Origin of the sequence: Paenibacillus eucommiae, assembly GCF_017874215.1 — a bacterium.
In the GTDB taxonomy this organism is placed as follows: Bacteria; Bacillota; Bacilli; order Paenibacillales; family NBRC-103111; genus Paenibacillus_AI; species Paenibacillus_AI eucommiae.
In genome coordinates this window covers 116840-135015 of the sequence record NZ_JAGGLB010000023.1, presented here as the reverse complement: position 1 = coordinate 135015, position 18176 = coordinate 116840, and the positions used below count along the sequence as shown (strand labels likewise).

The window sequence follows — 18176 nt, the reverse complement described above, 5'->3', positions numbered from 1 at the left end:
GGTATGATTGTGAGAGAAATGTTGAATTCCAAGCAAATCAGGAGGCTAGTGAAATGAGTAAAAAGAGTGTTCGGGATGTAGAAGTAGCAGGTAAAAAAGTTTTCGTTCGCGTTGATTTCAATGTGCCTCTGGAGAACGGACAAATTACAGACGATACGCGCATTAAAGAAACGCTGCCTACCATTAAATATTTGGTGGACAAAGGGGCTAGGGTTATTTTGGCCAGCCATTTGGGACGTCCCAAAGGCCAGGTGGCCGAGGAGCTGCGGCTGACGCCGGTGGCGGCAAGATTGTCTGAGCTGCTTGGCAAGCCGGTAGCTAAAGCGGACGAAGCGATTGGTGAAGCTGTACAAGCTAAGGCTGCTGAGCTAAAAGACGGCGACGTGCTGCTGCTGGAAAATGTCCGCTTTTATGCAGGCGAGGAAAAGAACGATCCTGAGCTGGCCAGAGCCTGGGCAGAGCTGGCGGATCTTTATGTTAATGATGCCTTCGGCGCGGCGCATCGTGCGCATGCTTCAACGGAAGGGATTGCCCACCATTTGCCGGCTGTATCCGGTCTGCTTATGGAAAGGGAGCTGGAGGTTCTCGGTAAAGCGCTAAGCCATCCGGAACGTCCGTTCACAGCAATTATCGGGGGAGCCAAAGTAAAGGACAAAATTGACGTCATTGATAACCTGCTGAATCTTGCGGATACCGTAATTATTGGCGGTGGACTGGCCTATACATTCCTCAAAGCACAAGGACATGAGATCGGCAAATCACTTGTAGATAACGACAAGCTTGAGCTTGCGTTCAGCTTTATAAATAAAGCAAAAGAAAAAGGTGTTAACTTCCTGCTGCCTGTTGATATTGTAATCGCTGATGCTTTCAGCGCCGATGCAAATACGCAAGTTGTGGGCGTCGATGCAATTCCGGCCGATTGGGAAGGTCTTGACATTGGACCAGAAACCCGCAAAATTTATGCGGAAGCCATTGCTGCATCGAAGCTGGTCGTATGGAACGGGCCTATGGGTGTTTTTGAGATCGAGCCTTTTTCACATGGTACACAGGAGATAGCCCAGGCTTGCGCTGCAACATCAGGGTATACAGTAATTGGCGGCGGGGATTCTGCTGCTGCTGCGGAGAAATTTCATCTTGCGGATAAAATGGATCATATCTCAACAGGCGGCGGAGCCTCCTTGGAGTTCATGGAAGGCAAGGCTTTACCGGGCGTCGTAGCATTAAACGATAAATAATGGATAGAGGAGTGAGTCACGGATGAGAAAACCGATTATTGCAGGCAACTGGAAAATGTTCAAAACCGTCTCTGAAGCAGTCAGCTTCGTCAATGAAGTCAAGGGACAAGTAGAAATTCAAGAGGTGGAAAGCGTCATTTGCGCACCTTATACCAACCTTCCGGCACTTGTGGAAGCTGCCAAGGGAACATCGCTTCATATCGGGGCGCAAAATTTACACTTTGAAGACAATGGAGCATTCACAGGTGAAATCAGCGGCGTTATGCTGAAGGAGCTAGGTGTGGAGTATGTCATTATTGGACATTCGGAGCGCAGAGCTTATTTTGCTGAAACAGACGAAATTGTCAATAAAAAAGTGGCTGCTGCCTTCAAACATGGCTTAACACCAATCGTTTGTGTGGGCGAGAAGCTGGAGGAAAGAGAAGCCGGGCAAACGAAGGAAGTATGCAAGGTGCAAACCGAAGCTGCTTTCCAAAACATCAGTGCTGAGCAGGCTGCAAAAGTCGTTATTGCCTACGAGCCTATCTGGGCTATTGGAACCGGTAAATCCTCAACAGCTGAAGATGCTCAAGATGTCATCGGCTATATCCGTCAGCTGGTTAGCGGACTTTACGGGACTGAGACTGCTGAAGCGGTGCGCATTCAATACGGTGGCAGCGTTAAGCCAGCTAATATTGCAGAATACATGGCTCAAACGGATATCGACGGAGCGCTTGTAGGGGGAGCCAGCCTGGAGCCTTCTTCCTACATTCAGCTTGTGGAAGGGGCGAAGTAGGATGTCCAGACCGAAACCGGTAGCATTGATTATTCTTGACGGCTTCGGGCTTCGCTCGGAGGTGCAAGGGAATGCGGTAGCCTTTGCTAACAAGCCAAACTATGATCGTTATTGGTCGACTTTTCCCCATACGACGTTAACGGCTTGCGGAGAAGCGGTCGGACTGCCCGAAGGACAGATGGGAAATTCCGAGGTCGGGCATTTAAATATTGGTGCGGGCCGTATTGTATATCAGGATTTGACGCGTATTTCGAAGTCGATTCGTGACGGGGATTTCTATGATAATGAAACACTGATTGGCGCCGTAAGGCATGCCAAGACAAACGGCAAAAAGCTGCATTTATACGGGCTGCTCTCAGATGGCGGAGTTCACAGCCATATTGACCATTTGTTTGCGCTGCTTGATCTGGCGAAGAAGGAAGAGCTGGAGGATGTCTACATCCATGCCTTCCTGGACGGTCGTGACGTAGCGCCAGATTCCGCGAGAGGCTATGTGGAACGTCTGATAAAGAAAATTTCTGAGGTTGGCGTGGGTCAAATAGCAACGATTCAAGGCCGTTATTATGCGATGGACCGTGATAAGCGTTGGGAGCGTACGGAGAAATCCTACCGCGCGATGGTGTATGGCGATGGCCCGCATTATACAGATCCGCTGAGAGCTGTCGTTGAATCTTACGAGAAATCTGTTTTTGATGAGTTTGTGATGCCGACGGTTATTGTAGATGCCTTCGATAAACCGGTAGGCTTGGTAGAGAGCGAAGATGCAGTAGTTTTCTTTAACTTTCGTCCGGATCGGGCGATCCAGCTTTCCCAAGTGTTTACGAATGAAGATTTCCGCGGGTTTGACCGCGGAGCTCATCCGCCGAAAAATTTGTACTACGTGTGCCTGACACTGTTCAGCGAAACGGTCGGGGGCTACGTTGCTTACAAGTCGCGAAATCTTGACAATACGCTTGGTGAAGTGCTGGTGCAGAACGATCTGAGGCAGCTGCGTGCAGCTGAGACGGAGAAATATCCGCATGTCACGTTCTTTTTCAACGGTGGACGCGATGAGCCGTTCCCTGGGGAGACGCGTATTCTTATTCCTTCACCAAAAGTGGCAACCTACGACCTCAAGCCAGAGATGAGTGCCTATGAGCTTGCCGATGCGGTAGTTCAGGAGATCGAAGCTGAGCGTCAGGACGTGATCATTATGAACTTCGCCAATCCGGATATGGTAGGGCATTCCGGGCTGCTGGAGCCTACCGTGAAAGCAATCGAAGCTACGGATGTTTGTCTGGGCCGGGTGGTTGAAGCGATTCTTGCCAAAGGTGGAGTGGCTTGCATTACGGCTGACCACGGCAATGCAGACGTTGTGACGAATCCCGATGGCAGCCGGAACACGGCACATACTACCAATCCCGTTCCTTTCATTGTTACAGCCAATCATGTTACACTAAGAGATGGCGGTATTTTGGCTGACATTGCTCCAACTATGCTGGATCTGCTTGAGCTTGGAGTTCCTGCGGAAATTACTGGAACAACCATTATAAAGAGATTGCAGGCAAATTAACTATTGTTAGTACTTACAAACTTAACAAACAGCTAAAAAGTTATTATAAGCATGCATTTAACACGCATCTTAGTAAAAAATTTCGAATAATAATGAAGGGGTGTATATGCAATGAGTACAATTTCTGATGTTTACGCACGCGAGGTTCTGGATTCCCGGGGGAATCCGACGGTTGAGGTAGAGGTTTATTTAGAATCAGGAGCGATGGGTCGTGCTATCGTGCCTTCTGGAGCCTCCACAGGCGCTTATGAGGCCGTAGAACTTCGTGATGGAGATAAGAGTCGTTATTTAGGTAAAGGCGTCCTGAAGGCCGTTGAGAACGTCAACGAAATCATTGCTCCTGAGATCATCGGTCTGGATGCACTGGATCAAGTCGGCATCGACCAAAAAATGATCGAGCTGGACGGAACTCCAAACAAAGCCAAGCTGGGCGCTAATGCAATTCTGGCTGTATCCATGGCAGTTGCACGTGCTGCAGCTGATGCTCTGGATGTACCTTTGTATGTATACTTAGGCGGATTCAACGCCAAAACGCTTCCTGTGCCGATGATGAACATCGTAAACGGCGGCGCGCATGCGGACAATAACGTGGATGTTCAAGAATTCATGGTACTGCCAGTTGGTGCTCCTAACTTCAAAGAAGCGCTGCGCATCGGTACTGAGATTTTCCATAGCTTGAAAGCTGTACTTAAAGAACAAGGCCTTAACACAGCGGTAGGCGATGAGGGCGGATTCGCTCCAAACCTTAGCTCCAACGAAGAAGCAATCAAAACGATCATTGTTGCCATTGAACGTGCAGGCTACAAGCCGGGCGAAGATGTATTCCTTGGTATGGACGTCGCTTCTACGGAATTCTACAAAGACGGTAAATACCATCTGGAAGGCGAAGGCAAATCATACACTTCTGCTGAATTCGTGGATTTACTTGCTGAGTGGGCCGATAAATATCCGATTATCACCATTGAAGATGGCTGCTCCGAAGACGACTGGGATGGCTGGAAGCTGCTGACCGAGAAGCTTGGCGGCAAGGTTCAACTGGTAGGAGACGATCTGTTCGTAACGAACACAGAGCGTTTGTCCACGGGTATCGAGCAAGGCATCGGCAACTCCATCTTGGTAAAAGTGAATCAAATCGGAACGTTGACTGAAACCTTTGATGCTATTGAAATGGCTAAACGCGCAGGCTACACAGCTGTTATCTCCCATCGTTCCGGCGAGAGCGAAGACAGCACGATTGCTGACATCGCCGTAGCTACCAATGCAGGACAAATCAAGACAGGTGCACCTTCCCGTACGGACCGCGTTGCGAAATACAACCAATTGCTTCGTATTGAAGATGAACTGTCCAGTGTTTCCAAGTATGCGGGCAAGTCAGCATTTTATAATCTTAAATCATTTAAATAATCTTTAATTAATCTTTCTTCGAGAGGGGGGATGAGGTTTGGGCAATTGGGTGAAAACTATCTTGTTTTTGATAGGCTCCGCTTTGCTGACACACCTGGTCCCCTCTTCTTTTTTTCGCAATTTGGATACGATGGTCCATGAATTCGGCCATGCCATCATTACTTTGGCGCTCTCTGGAAATGTAATGTTTATTGAGCTCTACGCCGATCATAGCGGAGTTACTTATTCCACTATTACGAAGTCATGGTCCATTTTTCCGATTGCGCTTTCCGGGTATATGACCGCCTCGCTGTTCACCTGGTACTTGTTTGCCGCGTATGCCAAAGGTCGGCAGCGGCAGGGACTGATAGTAATCACACTGCTGGCAATAGTATCCTTGGTGCTATTCGTAAGGAATTCGTATGGTGTGACCTTTTTAGGCGGATTTATTGCTTTGAACGTAATTGTGATGCTGCTTACCAAGGCCCAGTGGATCCGAAATTTTTATTATTTGCTGCTTGCCTTTCTTTGTTTGGAGGAGTCCGTTTTTGGCCCGTTTTCTTTGATGGTCTATGCCTGGTCTGATCCTAACAAAGCGGGTGACGCTTCAATTCTCAGCAATTACACGGGATTGCCCGCGATACTGTGGGCTGGTTTGTTCACTCTATTTGCCCTTTGGTGTGCCAAGCAAGCGGTCCAAGCCTTTCTTGGCCGGCATAAAAGCAAGAGGGCCTACAGGGCCCCGGTTCCTTCTTATCGGGAGTGATTGGGAAGCATGCATGAAACTAAAGTGGATTGTTCACATAATTTCTGACAGGGCTAGTTTGCTTGAGTGGGGCTATATTGGGGACAATGTTGAGGCCATGTTTTCAGGAGTGTGTAATTAATTTGCATATGAAATGCAGCGTAATGCAGTGATGGTGCAGATCAGATGTAAACGAAAAACATGGGAATGCAGGCTGAATGCCAGCTGAATACAAGCTGGATACAGGCTCATCCTTGTAAATTTAAGCGTTGTATGGTAAAATACTCATGCTGATTCATTCGGCAAGTACAGGCAATTGGGGTGCTCACATGGAAATAGCGACGAAGATTTTATTAATTATAGCTTCTATTGGAATGATTGCTGTTGTTCTTCTTCAAAAAGGTAAAAGCGCAGGGTTGTCGGGGGCGATTTCCGGTGGTGCTGAGCATCTGTTCGGTAAACAGAAGGCTCGTGGATTGGACCTATTCTTATCAAGGCTTACGATGGGACTTGCAACGGCGTTTTTCATTCTCTCGATTGTTGCAGCTTACGTAGTTAAACAGTAGCACATAAAACTATGACAGCAGGGAAATCCTATTCCTGCTGTTTTTATTTTTATTTAGTTATAACTGTGTGTAGAATTTGGCGATAATGATTAATAAGATATATGGATTGAAGCGAATGGACGGGTTGGTATGGGCATGTGTGGAGCGCCTGTATAGCTGGCCTCGCATTCTTTTGACCTGAGTCATCAGATTTACCTGTGCGTATATCAAGGCGCCTATCCGTAATGAGTGAGGAAACAAACAAACCGGGGAAAGCCCGGAAAACAAACACGAGAAACAAACAAGAAGGTGGAAAAATTATGGTAACTAAATCTGAGGTTTTATCTTTTATCAGGGATACCGCTTATAAGCCGATGACTTATCAGGAGCTGGAAAAGCATTTTGCAATTGAAGGTGCCTCTGAATTTAAAGCATTTCTAAAAATATTAAATGAGCTTGAGCAGGAAGGGCATGTTCTTAGAACACGCAATGATCGCTATGGAGTTCCGGAGAGAATGAATTTGATCCGCGGTAAACTGCAGGCGCATGCCAAGGGCTTTGGTTTTCTGATTCCTGAGGATCGGGAGCATCCGGACGTTTACGTCCATGCTAACGACATGAACACAGCAATGAACAACGATATTGTTCTGGTTCGTATCACTGTTAAAAGTCAGGCTGGAGGCAGGCTTGAAGGGGAAATTGTGCGTGTAGTGACGCGTGCGAATACGAAGCTGGTGGGTCTTTTTCAGAATCAGGACAGCTATGGCTTTGTAGTGCCTGATGACAAGCGTATTGGCAGAGATATTTTTATCCCTAAGGAAGCTTTTCATGGTGCTGCGGATGGGCAGAAAGTAGTTGTGAATATTGTCCATTATCCGGAGGGCCGCGCTGCTGCAGAGGGTGAAGTTGTCGAGATTCTCGGTCACAAGGACGACCCAGGTGTGGATATTCTTGCTATTATCCGTAAATTCCAGCTTCCCGAAGCTTTTCAAGATGAAGTGGTTGCTGAAGCAGAAGCTGCGCCCGATGCGATAACGGAGGAAGAAATAAAAGGCCGCAAGGATTTACGCAATAAGCGAATCGTTACGATCGATGGTGAGGATGCCAAGGATCTGGATGATGCCGTGAACGTGGAAAGGCTGCCTAATGGGAACTATTTGCTGGGCGTGCATATTGCGGACGTGGGCTACTATGTAAAGGAAGATTCGGCACTAGACCGGGAAGCATATCATCGCGGCTGCTCCGTGTATTTGGTGGACCGTGTGATTCCCATGCTGCCGCATCGTTTGTCCAATGGCATATGCTCCCTTCACCCAAAAGTGGACAGGCTGACTTTATCCTGTGAGATGGAGCTTGATGCGCAGGCAAATGTGGTTCGGCATGATATTTTTACAAGTGTGATTCGTACAAGTGAACGCATGACATACACGAATGTGCGTAAGCTGGTGTCTGATGAAGAGCTGGAGCCGGATCCAGAGCTTTTTGAACGGTATGATTATTTACTTGAAGATTTTCGTACTATGAAGGAACTTGCGCTGCTGCTGCGTGGAAGACGGATGAAGCGTGGGGCTATTGATTTTGATTTTGATGAGTCTAAAATTTTGGTGGATCCTGACGGGAAGCCGACTGAGATTATTAAAAGAGAGCGTTCCATCGCGGAAATGATGATTGAGGAGTTTATGCTTGCTGCCAATGAGACGGTTGCTGAGCATTTTCACTTCCTTAAGGTGCCTTTCCTGTACCGGATCCATGAAGATCCTGATCCAGAAAAGCTGATTCATTTCATGGAATTTATTACGAATTTTGGCTATGTGGTGCGCGGCAAGGGTAACACTGTACATCCACGGGCTTTGCAAACTTTGCTTGAAGAGATCAAAGGCAAGCCGGAGGAGCCAGTTATTAGTAAGGTGATGCTGCGTTCTATGAAGCAGGCGCGTTATGATGCTTTGAGCTTGGGTCACTTTGGGCTTTCAGCGGAGTTTTATTCCCACTTCACTTCTCCAATTCGCCGGTATCCCGATCTTATTATTCATAGGGTAATCCGTGAAATTATTGAGAATGGCATTATGTCCGATAAGCGCCATGACTACCTGGCTTCGAGGATGGATGATATTGCCCGTCAATCGTCTGAACGTGAGCGTGTCGCTGTTGAAGCGGAGCGGGAGACAGACGCACTTAAGAAGGCAGAGTTTATGCTCGATAAAATCGGGGAGGAATTCGAAGGCATTATCTCCGGTGTGACCAATTTCGGTATTTTCGTCGAGCTCGACAATTCCGTTGAGGGCCTGATCCGTCTTAGCGATTTGACAGACGATTATTATCATTATCATGAGATGCAACATGCTCTCATTGGCGAGCGCACCTCCAAGGTTTTCCGGATCGGCGATGAAGCCAAGGTGCGCGTAGCGCGAGTGAATGTAGCTGAACGTACGATCGACTTCGATATGGTCGGAATGAAATCGCGCAGCCATAAGGTCAGCTTCGTCGGCGGTGGCCGTTCTTCTGGAGCAGGCGGCCGTGCTGGCGGTAAGCCGTCCGGCGTTGGTTTTGCCGGGGCCGGAGGCAAGAAGAAGCCTGGCAAAGGGGCGATGGTTGCGCCGAAGGCCAAGGCTCAAGGCGGCAAAAAGAAGAGCCGCCGGGGTGCTATTTCGCTGGGAAGCGCAGCTCCAGCGGCTGGTTCAGGCACCGCAGGCGCGAAGCGCGGCAGCGGTGGTGGCGGAGCGCCCGCACCTGCGGCAGCGGGCGGGCTGGATTGGGCGAGCAGCGTGAACGCGCTCGCTAAGGGTGGCCGCCGCCGCGGGCAGGGCGGTGGTGTTGGCGCCGGCGGAGCCGGGGCTGGGGCTGCGCCGAAGAAGCGGCGGAAGTAGGCGGCGCTGCCGCCGTTAGTGCGGTGGGCGCTGGCCCGCCCGCTGGGGCGGGGGCGACGCCGCTGGGCGGCCGGACGCGAGGAGGCAAGCCACGCGTGAGCGGAGGGTGGTGACACCGCCGTTTGCGTGGTGTTGCGGCTAGGCTACACACGTTCTGTAGCTCTATTCCCTTCGGGCGCTATCTAAAGTGGTGCTCAGAAAGGTTGAACAATCGAACTGTACTTGCTGGCTTTGATGCGTTGCATTGATTTGCATTTCAGGCGTGCCAGTGGCTGTTGGCTGGCATGGAGACGGCAGTTTGGTGTCTCGTTGGTCTTTATGTAGTGCTGTCTCTTGCTGCTGTTAGTTTGCTATATCTCACCTTTTTGCCGCTATCTTTTCTCCTATCTTAGAAACTTCAAATAAACTCCAGACAGTGACTATGGGTAAATTGTGAGCGAACAAAGGGAGCTGCCTTGATTTCTTGCCTTGAAGTTGGTACAATAACTTCACTTAGGCGGGAAGGGGTGTTCTCACGTGGCAACCAAGAAAGCAGATGGTAAAGTGCTGGCCCAGAACAAGAAAGCCTCGCATGATTACTTTATCGAAGATACATTCGAATGCGGTCTAGTGCTAACTGGCACGGAGATCAAGTCCTTGCGGTCGGGTAAAGCGAACCTATCCGATAGCTTTTCGACGATTCGGAATGGAGAGGCTTTTGTACACAATATGCATATTAGTCCATTTGAGCAAGGCAACCGCAGTAATCCTACCGATCCTACTCGGGCACGCAAGCTGCTGCTCAAAAAGGTCGAGATCAGGAAGCTGCTCGGTCTTGCTAAGCAAGAAGGTTATACCTTGGTTCCACTCAAGGTGTACATCAAGAATGGATATGCGAAGCTGTTAATAGGTGTGGGTAGAGGGAAGAAGCAATTCGATAAGCGAGAAACCGCAGCTAAAAAGGATGCACAGCGCGATATCCAGCGTGCTCTCCGTGAGAAGCAAAAGGTCGCTCGGTAAGAATTGGACAGCTTTAGAAGGTGCAAGCTGGCTGAGTATGGATTAGCTGAAAAGCATATGGTATGGAAAACCTGAGCTTCCAGTAATGAATGTGTTCTATATGCAGTGATTTGTGTTATACTTAATTAGTAGCAACAGTAACAAGTGGCAATCTTGACGATCTATTCGGCTCGAGTAGTAGTCCGTTACACTCAACTTCGTAAATAGTAAGTTTACGAAGCTTTACTTTCTATCGGAAAGTATCCTGGGGGCGTTTATGGATTCGACGGGGATAGTTTGGGCATGGGTTGCGGGTAGTGGGGACGCGTCCGCTTTATCAACGCTAAAGCCTATTAAATGGCAAAACACAAAACAACTACGCTTTAGCAGCCTAAGAAACTGTTGGCGTGCTCCTACCTAGCATCGCCCATGTGACTGGGATAGGGGCTCAACTATAGTGGGATACGCCGTTTGGTCTCCGCCTGGGGTCGAACGGAGGAAGACAATCAGGCTGACCCAACGAGTAGTCGGTTACAGGACGACTCTCGGGTGACATCAAAACTGTAACTACACCCGTAGATGTCTGTGTTGCGATATTTTCGGACAGGGGTTCGACTCCCCTCGCCTCCATTAGTATCATTAAAAAGAGCACCTTATAAGGTGCTCTTTTTGCGTTCTAATTCATCAAAGAAGAATACACATCTCAAGGTAAGTAGTTGATACATGCTTTCTTTTAAAACGAATGCACCAGAATGTTGACGCAAGTTTTTATATATGTGAATAGTGCTTTTTAATACATTGTGTGTAATTTTAGACCTTGACAGAGAACAGGGGATTAACGTAATTTTAAAGATAATTTCAAGGAATGGCTAGTTAGGTCAGAGGAGGATGAAATTGAAGTGGCAGCTAATTGGTGGTTGGCTCTCATTATTATGGTTGTGCTAAACGGAATTTTGGTTTGGAATTTTTTAGTAGGGCTTGAACCCATAAGCCGCAGGGCCAAAAAGTGGTTTTTTATTGTTGTGAATGTTATTGGGCTCGTTCTGGCTGTCTCTCAATTTTTCTGGATGGATTTCTAGACTTTAGAATTTCTGATCCACGATTCGCCTCATAAATAACAGAAGGGCCTCAGCATTGAGCTGAGACCCTAAAAAGGACTTTCCGTAATGGTATTTACAGGTACCTGCTTGAAAAGCTGCAAAGTTCGAAAAACCAAGATTATCTTGACTTATTGGCAATTACTGACCTGCTCATTGATGGGCCTTTCCAGAAAGAGCGTTTGAATACAAGCCGTCCTTGGGTGGGTTCGTCCAATCAGCGCTATCATTTTCTAACAGAGCGGTATCTTCATCTTAAAGAACGATTAACAGATATACCAAATAGGTTAGAGGTACGTCTTACCCCTGATGGTAGAGTTATGGTTAACGGCTTAGCAGAAGTTGGGGACTTGGAGGATCTATTTGGAGGGCTGCTTGGAGGTATTTCGCTTGTTTGTAACCTGATGGCTATCACAGAACTACCATTTGGAAGCCCGACTGGCTAAAAAGAATGTGATGCAAGAATCCATGGATAAGGCAAATTAGAAATAGCTGACTAGTTGTGGAAAAGTCAACAGAGCCATCAGCCAGTAATCTGGTTGGCGGCTCTCTAATTTATGATAATAACGTAGTTATTAAACAGGTCATTTGGTTCACAGTACACTTTCCGAAATGAAACGGCATATCTCGGAAACATTGGCGTTGCCTACGAACTCAAACTTCACTTTGCCTAATCCTGAAAACCATAATTCCAGTTCGCTGTCCAGATCTAGTGTGCCGGCAGTCTCCACCGAATAGGCTTGAATCTTGGAATAGGGCAAAGAAGTGAAATCCTTCTTTTTCCCGGTAATCCCCTGTACATTAATCGCAATAATTCGCTTATCCGTGAATACCACCCCGTCCCTGATGCTCTGGTAGGTTTCTAGGATTTTTTCTCCTGTAATTAATAATTGGTTAATATGCGTGGAAAAAGCATTATTATCGACTAAGCGAAGCTTGATGAAGGATGCATTCTTGAAATCGATCACGTTTACACTCCTTTACGGTGGGATGGCTGATTATATCATAAAATTTGGAAGTTGTATATGATGGCGCAGCCAATCTTTTCATTGCGTGAATCGTGGGTTGGAAATATAATAATTTTTAATAGTTTAATAGGGGAAATATGGAAGTGGTTAATGGGGTTTGAGATTTATGTATACGACCGGGCCCGTTCGTCCGTCCGCTGAGTTTCAAGAGCATTTATAGGGACTGGATTTGATAATCAGGGAGGGAAGAATGACAATGGTGGGAGGAAGCGCTTACATAACGATCTATATGGTAAGGCATGCTGAATCACCTTTTGTTTTTGGACAAGAACGAGCACGCGGTCTTTCGGCAAAAGGTCTTCTTGATGCCAGGCGAGTGGCAGAGAGGGCCAACCTCAGCACAGAATGGTTCATTCAGCTGTTCAAGCGTGAAACCGGTTTGACGCCAAAGCAATATGCCGGAGTCATTCGTTTCCAGCGGGCGGTAGACCATCTTCGCTGCAAGCCTGAGGGTGACGGTCAGGAGACGGAATTGACTTGCGGGTACTATGACCAATCGCATTTTATTCGGGATTTTCGCTTGCGTACCGGCATGACCCCTACGGAAATGCTGCGTCGCGACGATATTGTATTTAATCACGTTCCCGTTAAAACAGATCAGTCTCCCATCTAAACATTTCATGAATCTATTGTTAGTCCATGGACAAATTTGGCGCGTTTTAGGCCGCTTTCGGCGGCTTCGATCGTGCTCCATCGATAGCATAGTTTTGCGGTATCCGTTTGGCCAAGGAAGGGAAATGAAAGCCGTAACCTAGAGTTGACATTTTGTCATACCATATCGTTTGTCATTTTGAAGAACGCGAGCGTCCATTCGATGACAATACAAATAGTCACTGAGTACCGGCGGTCATGCCAGTGCCCTGCGACTGTTTGGTGCGTATTGAATCAAGCAACTTAGTTCATTGGGTTTCCTCGTCGGCAGAGGGACCGTAGAAGCCCGGCACAGGAATATCGAGAAGCCGCAAGTACACTCCGAGCTGGGCCCGGTGGTGGATCATGTGGCTTAATCCGAAGGTGCGGAACGCAATTGCCCGCGGCTGGCGGAGGATGATGTGGTCACCGTGGCGCAGCGTCCATTCCTCTCCGAGCGTTTTCTCATCACATTCGGTGATCAGCTTTTCCAGCTTGTCGACGTTTGCGTCGAACTCTTCAAGAACGCGTCTTTCCAAAGCGTCCCGCCGCTGCGGCTCGGTAGAAAGATCGAACTCAGGGTACTGAAAAATCGCGATTTGCCAGTTCAGCAGGTTGATCAGGTGCGTTGCCAGCCCGCCAACCGTCATTGATTTCTCGTGCGGCTTCCATGCCATATGCTCCTCGGGCAAGCGTTCCAGAATGGGCCATCTATCCCTTGATCGTCGTAGAAAAAGTATGAATTTCTTGTAGCCGCGCCTGCTAAAGAGATTCTTTTTCCAGCATCTCCATTTCTTTCACTGCTTTCGAAGCTTTTTTGCCAATTTTGTACGATTTGGCTGCCTTGACGCTTTTGGTGGCTTTAAACAATTTTATGGATTTGAGTGATTTTAATGTTTTCAAGGATTTCAATCCTTTTAGAGCTTTAACCCCGGTTAATGAACCAATTCCGACAACTGCCTCCATAAACTGTGTGATGGAAAACGATGTCCCCACAGCTAATATACTTAACCATTGTTCCTTGAAAAACGTTCGGATATCTTTGGCCGCAAAGAACAGCACAACTAACTCAATAATGAAAAACCATAGGATATAGTGTGCCACGGCTTCGAACGGCGCTTTGATTTCTTTGGAAACAGAAGTGAAGCCTAGAATGGTGACAAGGACGAGATATAAAGAGAGTATAAAAGATACAATCAGATACCACTTTTTATAATAACTGCGTTCCATCGCTGTTCCTCCCGTATAAAATCAGAATTAGTGTAGCATGTCCAGGGGAGATTAACCAGTATACTTGTGGCAGATAGGGTCCAGAAGTGCGGAAAGCATTCTATGATTTTTGAAGTTGAAGAAAACAGAGGAAATTGAGCTTTGTGCCGCGAGAGGATGGATGGATGTGAATAGATCGTGGACGCGGATCTCCGGGATTTCTTTGGGACGGTCCACCACGAACCGTTGATCGATAGGATTGCGGGAAAACTGCACGATCCGTTTGAACGAGCGGACGGAGGAAGGCTCAAGCCGACCTCCTTCGACTCTACACGGAAGTACGGGACACTGGAAACCGGAAAGGCCAAACAAAAGGAGAGTGGGAACCGGTGCGTTCGTATGAAGAGCAGAGACAGCAGAAAATCTCACAAGAGAGCTTGCGGTAAAAAGAAACGGTGAAGCCGTCAGGGTATGCCGGAGCGCCGAGTTCTTCGTCGGCACAAGTCACCCCTCCCGCTCGCGATGACTAGTACGACCCTACTCGATCAAAAGATCATAATAATGGAATGCATAATGTATGTATAACGTTCGAGTTATACATACTATATAAGTGATAAAAACATTAAAAAATGGAGGATATATAGTGGAAAACACAGCTGAAATTAGATTAACCTCTACAGAAACGTCTCACCTTTGGAGCGGTTACTTGTTTGAATCTTTAGTACACCATATGTGTATTTGTTTTGTTAATCACATTCAAGATGATGATATAAAAGAGTTTTATGAAATTTGCCTTACAATATCCAAAGATCATGTCAATGGAATCACGTCAATTTTAAAACAAGAAAACTTCCCGATCCCACGTGGTATTACTTCTGAGGATATAAATCCCAATGTGCCACGATTATTTTCGGATGTATACATGTTAAACTACGTTAAAAATATGGCGAAGTTTGCTTTAACAATAATTGTAATTGCTTATGGAGAATCCAGTCGAGACGATGTTAGGAAGTTATTAAAAAAACATCTAGATGACTTGGAAATGGTTGATCAAAAGGCAACAGAATTACTACTTGCTAAAGGTATTTATTCTTATCCACCGTTCATACCAGTACCTAAACAAGTGGATTTTGTAAAAAAACAAAATTTTCTAACTGGATTCTTTGGTAACAAAAGACCTTTATCAGCTATTGAAATTAGGCAGCTTTTTCATACTGCGCTACAAAATGCGCTCGGAAAAGCAATGTTAATGGGATTTAGTCAAGTTGCAAAATCTAAAGATATTCGTAATTATTTTGAAAAAGGCAAGGAAATTTCCAACAAGTTTTACAAAGAGGTTACTGATGTTTTAAATGATGAAGACATTTCTATTCCTTCTACATTTGATGGGGAAGTATTTGATACAACCGAGCCTCCTTTTTCGGATCGATTAATGTTACTTCATGTACTGATATTAGGTTCTTATGGAATTGGCAATTATGGAATGGGGTTAGGAACCATTCATAGACGAGATTTGGCAGCCCTGTTTGCTCGCATGATGGCTGAATCAAGTTTATATTCGGAAGACGGAGCAAATATTATGATTGAAAATGGTTGGTTAGAACAACCTCCTCTGGCGCCAAACAGAGAAGCTCTGGCAAATATTTAGGGAGGACATGACATGGAATGGAAAAACTTTTATGGAGCATCGCCCTTCCTGGATTTGGCCAAATACTCAATGGGAAGTATTTCAAAGGGATTTTGTTTATTGCGGTGGAACTTTTAATCAATGTGCAATCAAACTTTAACCAAGTGATTCTTTTAAGTTTTAACGGAGATATTCAAACGGCAGTTCATCGTGCAAATTACCAGTGGTTAATGTTTTATCCTTGTCTTTACTTCTTTGCTATGTGGGATGCCTATAAAGATGCGGGAGGAGAAAAATCACCGTATTCATTTCTCCCTTTTGTCTGTACAGCTTATTTTGTGACAGTTGGATTAATCTACTCATCAAGTTTTAAACTTTACGGCATTTTATTGGGTCCTATTTGGTTACCTATTTTATTTGTACCAATAGGTATAGGGGTTGGTTTGCTAACCAAGTATGTCGTCCTTAAGTTAAAAAGTTGTTGACATAGGACAGACGGTTTGAGATTGAACTTATAATTTCAGACCATAATCCCCCAAATAAATTGGGGGAATTGTTCGCATTAAAATTTTTTTATTATGAGCTTTACGGTATCATCATAACTGGATTGGGATGCTGGAGCCTGACTATTCCGGAACAAATATTCGTTATATCGAGCAGAATTACAGTCTTGGCGAGCTATCTCTTGACAAGCCAAAGCTGACATTGATCTATATGGCAGAGCAGCTCGGTTTATCGCCTTATATGATTTCCAAACATATACATATAGATTTACAGGATTTCATAAATAGAAAAAGAATCGACCATGTGATTAAGTTGTTAGCCGAACCAGCGTATTCCGTAAGCCAAATAGCAGTGATACTGGGTTTTTCTTTAAACTTGTTAGGTTTACGCGCTTGACTTAGCTAAGCTGCTTTTCACTTCTTCTCTGTGAGAGCGCATGTGGGATATGCCGAAGAAGGTGGCGGCTGTCGTGGCAGCAAGGATAACGCCAGTTGCTCCGATCCAACTGATGGAGGTAAGCGATGCTTGCTGAACAACGATACCGCCAAGTCCGGCACCGGCTGCCATACCCAGTTGAAGCACAGAGCTGTTCAGACTAAGCATAATGCCGGAAGCCTCCGGAGCCAGTGTCATTAAATGATATTGCTGAGTAGGGCCGGATGACCAAGCTGTGAATGCCCAAAACATAAGTAGTGGGAACACGAGGAAAGGCGTGTGCCCTGCTAGTGAAAGCAGTACAAGTGCAATCGTATGGAACAGCATCCCGCCAACTAACGTACGAGGTGCTCCCCATTTATCGGTGCTGTAGCCCCCGAACTTCGAGCCGAACAAGCTGGCGATACCAAAGGCGAAGAGAGCGATGCTCACACCCTGCTCGCTTAACTTGGTTACAGTCAGCAGGTATGGTGAAATATAGGTGTAGACGATGGAGTAACCGCCGATCCACATGAAGGTAACTGCTAACGCGATCACAATTTTTGGCTGCTTGAATAGAGCGAGCTGCTTGCTAATGGGTACAGGCTCCTCACCATCTGATCGGGGAATAGTCATTAAAATGATGAATATAGCGAATAGACCAAGAAGGCCAATCCCCCCGAAAATTAGCTTCCAGTCATAAGCAGAAGCTGCAAGCCTGCCGAGAGGCACGCCAATGATCAAGGAAGTACTAAAGCCCATAACGAGCGTTGCAATCGCACTTCCTTGTTTGCCTGGAGCAGCAAGCTTTGCAGCCACTGTCAATGCGGTAACGACGAATACGCCAGTGCTAAGTGCTAGAACGACCCGTGACACTAATAAAAACGCAAAGCCTGGCAAGGCGACGGCAATCAAATTGCCTACCGCAAAAACACCAAGTGCATAGAGCAGCAGCTGTCGTCTCTCCATACGTGCCGTGACAGCCATGAGGATCGGGGTACCGAATGCATAAGCCAGCGAAAACACGGTAATCAATTGACCCGCGGCTGATAACGAGACGCCTACGTCTGCAGCCACCTTATCTAAAATGCCCGCAATAATAAACTCGGACGTCCCAACTAAAAAGCTGATTATTGCCAGCATATAAATTTTCCAAACGTTCGACATACCAGTAAAGCTCCTCTCTCAAATCCGATGTTTTTATATTTCTAAATATATAGAAATAAAGGTGAAAAAAATTACTCCAACAAATAAGGCGCGTACTTTTGCGCCATTTCGCGGTTTACACTGTAGTAGATATACGTGCCGTCCTTGCGGAGATTAAGCAATCCGCACTCCGTCAATTGCTTCAAGTGGTGAGAAAGCGTTGAACCAGCCACGGATTCCAGCTTAGCTCCAATATCGGAGCAGCACAAATTTTTCTCCTCCGTAAGAAGAAGAGCAATTTTGATTCGAGTGGGCTCCCCTAGCGCTTTGTATACTTTAACAGCTTGATTTACGTCCGCAATCTCTTCTAGCATAGTAAATTCACCTTTTTCCAATCACGTTATTTCTATATGTGTAGAAATAAGATATCATGTCTGTTTT

At 46.4% G+C, this 18176-nt stretch carries 19 protein-coding genes and 1 other RNA gene; 15 read left to right on the top strand and 5 right to left on the bottom strand.

Features of this window, described 5'->3' with window-relative positions:
- Positions 1 to 53 precede the first annotated feature (53 nt).
- From J2Z66_RS27780 to J2Z66_RS27730, 11 genes are all read left to right on the top strand, one after another.
- Positions 54 to 1235 (top strand): phosphoglycerate kinase, encoded by a 1182-nt coding sequence (locus tag J2Z66_RS27780; RefSeq protein WP_209976004.1) that lies wholly within the window; start codon positions 54 to 56, stop codon positions 1233 to 1235.
- A 22-nt stretch (positions 1236 to 1257) separates the two neighbouring features.
- Complete coding sequence (tpiA, locus tag J2Z66_RS27775) at positions 1258 to 2010, top strand: triose-phosphate isomerase (RefSeq protein ID WP_209976003.1); 753 nt, start codon at positions 1258 to 1260, stop codon at positions 2008 to 2010.
- A gap of 1 nt (position 2011) precedes the next feature.
- Positions 2012 to 3562, top strand: coding sequence for a 2,3-bisphosphoglycerate-independent phosphoglycerate mutase (gene gpmI / locus J2Z66_RS27770; RefSeq protein WP_209976002.1), 1551 nt, complete (start codon positions 2012 to 2014; stop codon positions 3560 to 3562).
- Between the two features lie 111 nt (positions 3563 to 3673).
- The gene (gene eno, locus J2Z66_RS27765) at positions 3674 to 4966 is read left to right on the top strand and encodes a phosphopyruvate hydratase (protein ID WP_209976001.1); all 1293 of its coding nucleotides are present in this window, start codon (positions 3674 to 3676) and stop codon (positions 4964 to 4966) included.
- A 37-nt stretch (positions 4967 to 5003) separates the two neighbouring features.
- The gene (locus tag J2Z66_RS27760) at positions 5004 to 5711 is read left to right on the top strand and encodes a M50 family metallopeptidase (protein WP_209976000.1); all 708 of its coding nucleotides are present in this window, start codon (positions 5004 to 5006) and stop codon (positions 5709 to 5711) included.
- Between the two features lie 308 nt (positions 5712 to 6019).
- Positions 6020 to 6256 carry a preprotein translocase subunit SecG gene (gene secG, locus J2Z66_RS27755; protein WP_209975999.1) on the top strand — a complete coding sequence of 79 codons (237 nt, stop codon included), beginning with the start codon at positions 6020 to 6022 and terminating at the stop codon, positions 6254 to 6256.
- Positions 6257 to 6555: 299 nt separating this feature from the next.
- A complete protein-coding gene (gene rnr, locus J2Z66_RS27750; protein ID WP_209975998.1) occupies positions 6556 to 9102 on the top strand; it encodes a ribonuclease R in 2547 nt (848 codons plus the stop codon).
- A 516-nt stretch (positions 9103 to 9618) separates the two neighbouring features.
- On the top strand, positions 9619 to 10101 hold the full coding sequence (gene smpB / locus J2Z66_RS27745; RefSeq protein ID WP_209975997.1) for an SsrA-binding protein SmpB: 483 nt from the start codon (positions 9619 to 9621) through the stop codon (positions 10099 to 10101).
- Between the two features lie 246 nt (positions 10102 to 10347).
- Positions 10348 to 10713, top strand: a transfer-messenger RNA (tmRNA) gene (gene ssrA, locus J2Z66_RS27740).
- 266 nt (positions 10714 to 10979) lie between these two features.
- Positions 10980 to 11159 (top strand): hypothetical protein, encoded by a 180-nt coding sequence (locus tag J2Z66_RS27735; protein ID WP_209975996.1) that lies wholly within the window; start codon positions 10980 to 10982, stop codon positions 11157 to 11159.
- Between the two features lie 152 nt (positions 11160 to 11311).
- Positions 11312 to 11623: a radical SAM protein gene (locus tag J2Z66_RS27730; protein WP_245375883.1), complete on the top strand. Its 312-nt coding sequence runs from the start codon at positions 11312 to 11314 to the stop codon at positions 11621 to 11623.
- A gap of 147 nt (positions 11624 to 11770) precedes the next feature.
- On the opposite strand, the gene J2Z66_RS27725 is transcribed toward J2Z66_RS27730, so the two are convergent.
- Positions 11771 to 12145 (bottom strand): PH domain-containing protein, encoded by a 375-nt coding sequence (locus tag J2Z66_RS27725; protein ID WP_209975995.1) that lies wholly within the window; start codon positions 12143 to 12145, stop codon positions 11771 to 11773.
- A gap of 250 nt (positions 12146 to 12395) precedes the next feature.
- Between J2Z66_RS27725 and J2Z66_RS27720 the strand changes: the two genes are divergently transcribed.
- Complete coding sequence (locus J2Z66_RS27720; RefSeq protein ID WP_209975994.1) at positions 12396 to 12818, top strand: helix-turn-helix domain-containing protein; 423 nt, start codon at positions 12396 to 12398, stop codon at positions 12816 to 12818.
- A 286-nt stretch (positions 12819 to 13104) separates the two neighbouring features.
- On the opposite strand, the gene J2Z66_RS27715 is transcribed toward J2Z66_RS27720, so the two are convergent.
- Together J2Z66_RS27715 and J2Z66_RS27710 are read right to left on the bottom strand one after the other, a co-directional pair.
- Entirely contained in the window at positions 13105 to 13575 is a 471-nt protein-coding gene (locus tag J2Z66_RS27715; protein ID WP_209976047.1) for a DinB family protein, read from the bottom strand.
- A gap of 22 nt (positions 13576 to 13597) precedes the next feature.
- A complete protein-coding gene (locus J2Z66_RS27710; RefSeq protein WP_209975993.1) occupies positions 13598 to 14065 on the bottom strand; it encodes an ion transporter in 468 nt (155 codons plus the stop codon).
- 622 nt (positions 14066 to 14687) lie between these two features.
- Between J2Z66_RS27710 and J2Z66_RS27705 the strand changes: the two genes are divergently transcribed.
- The 3 genes from J2Z66_RS27705 (at position 14688) to J2Z66_RS27695 (ending at position 16571) form a co-directional block, all read left to right on the top strand.
- The gene (locus J2Z66_RS27705; RefSeq protein ID WP_209975992.1) at positions 14688 to 15692 is read left to right on the top strand and encodes a DUF3231 family protein; all 1005 of its coding nucleotides are present in this window, start codon (positions 14688 to 14690) and stop codon (positions 15690 to 15692) included.
- Between the two features lie 17 nt (positions 15693 to 15709).
- Positions 15710 to 16156: a hypothetical protein gene (locus J2Z66_RS27700; RefSeq protein WP_209975991.1), complete on the top strand. Its 447-nt coding sequence runs from the start codon at positions 15710 to 15712 to the stop codon at positions 16154 to 16156.
- A gap of 127 nt (positions 16157 to 16283) precedes the next feature.
- Positions 16284 to 16571, top strand: coding sequence for a helix-turn-helix domain-containing protein (locus J2Z66_RS27695; protein ID WP_209975990.1), 288 nt, complete (start codon positions 16284 to 16286; stop codon positions 16569 to 16571).
- On the opposite strand, the gene J2Z66_RS27690 is transcribed toward J2Z66_RS27695, so the two are convergent.
- On the bottom strand, positions 16560 to 17756 hold the full coding sequence (locus J2Z66_RS27690) for an MFS transporter (protein ID WP_209975989.1): 1197 nt from the start codon (positions 17754 to 17756) through the stop codon (positions 16560 to 16562). The two genes, J2Z66_RS27695 and J2Z66_RS27690, sit on opposite strands and share 12 nt — an antisense overlap.
- Before the next feature lie 71 nt (positions 17757 to 17827).
- Positions 17828 to 18109 carry an ArsR/SmtB family transcription factor gene (locus J2Z66_RS27685; protein WP_209975988.1) on the bottom strand — a complete coding sequence of 94 codons (282 nt, stop codon included), beginning with the start codon at positions 18107 to 18109 and terminating at the stop codon, positions 17828 to 17830.
- Positions 18110 to 18176 lie beyond the last annotated feature (67 nt).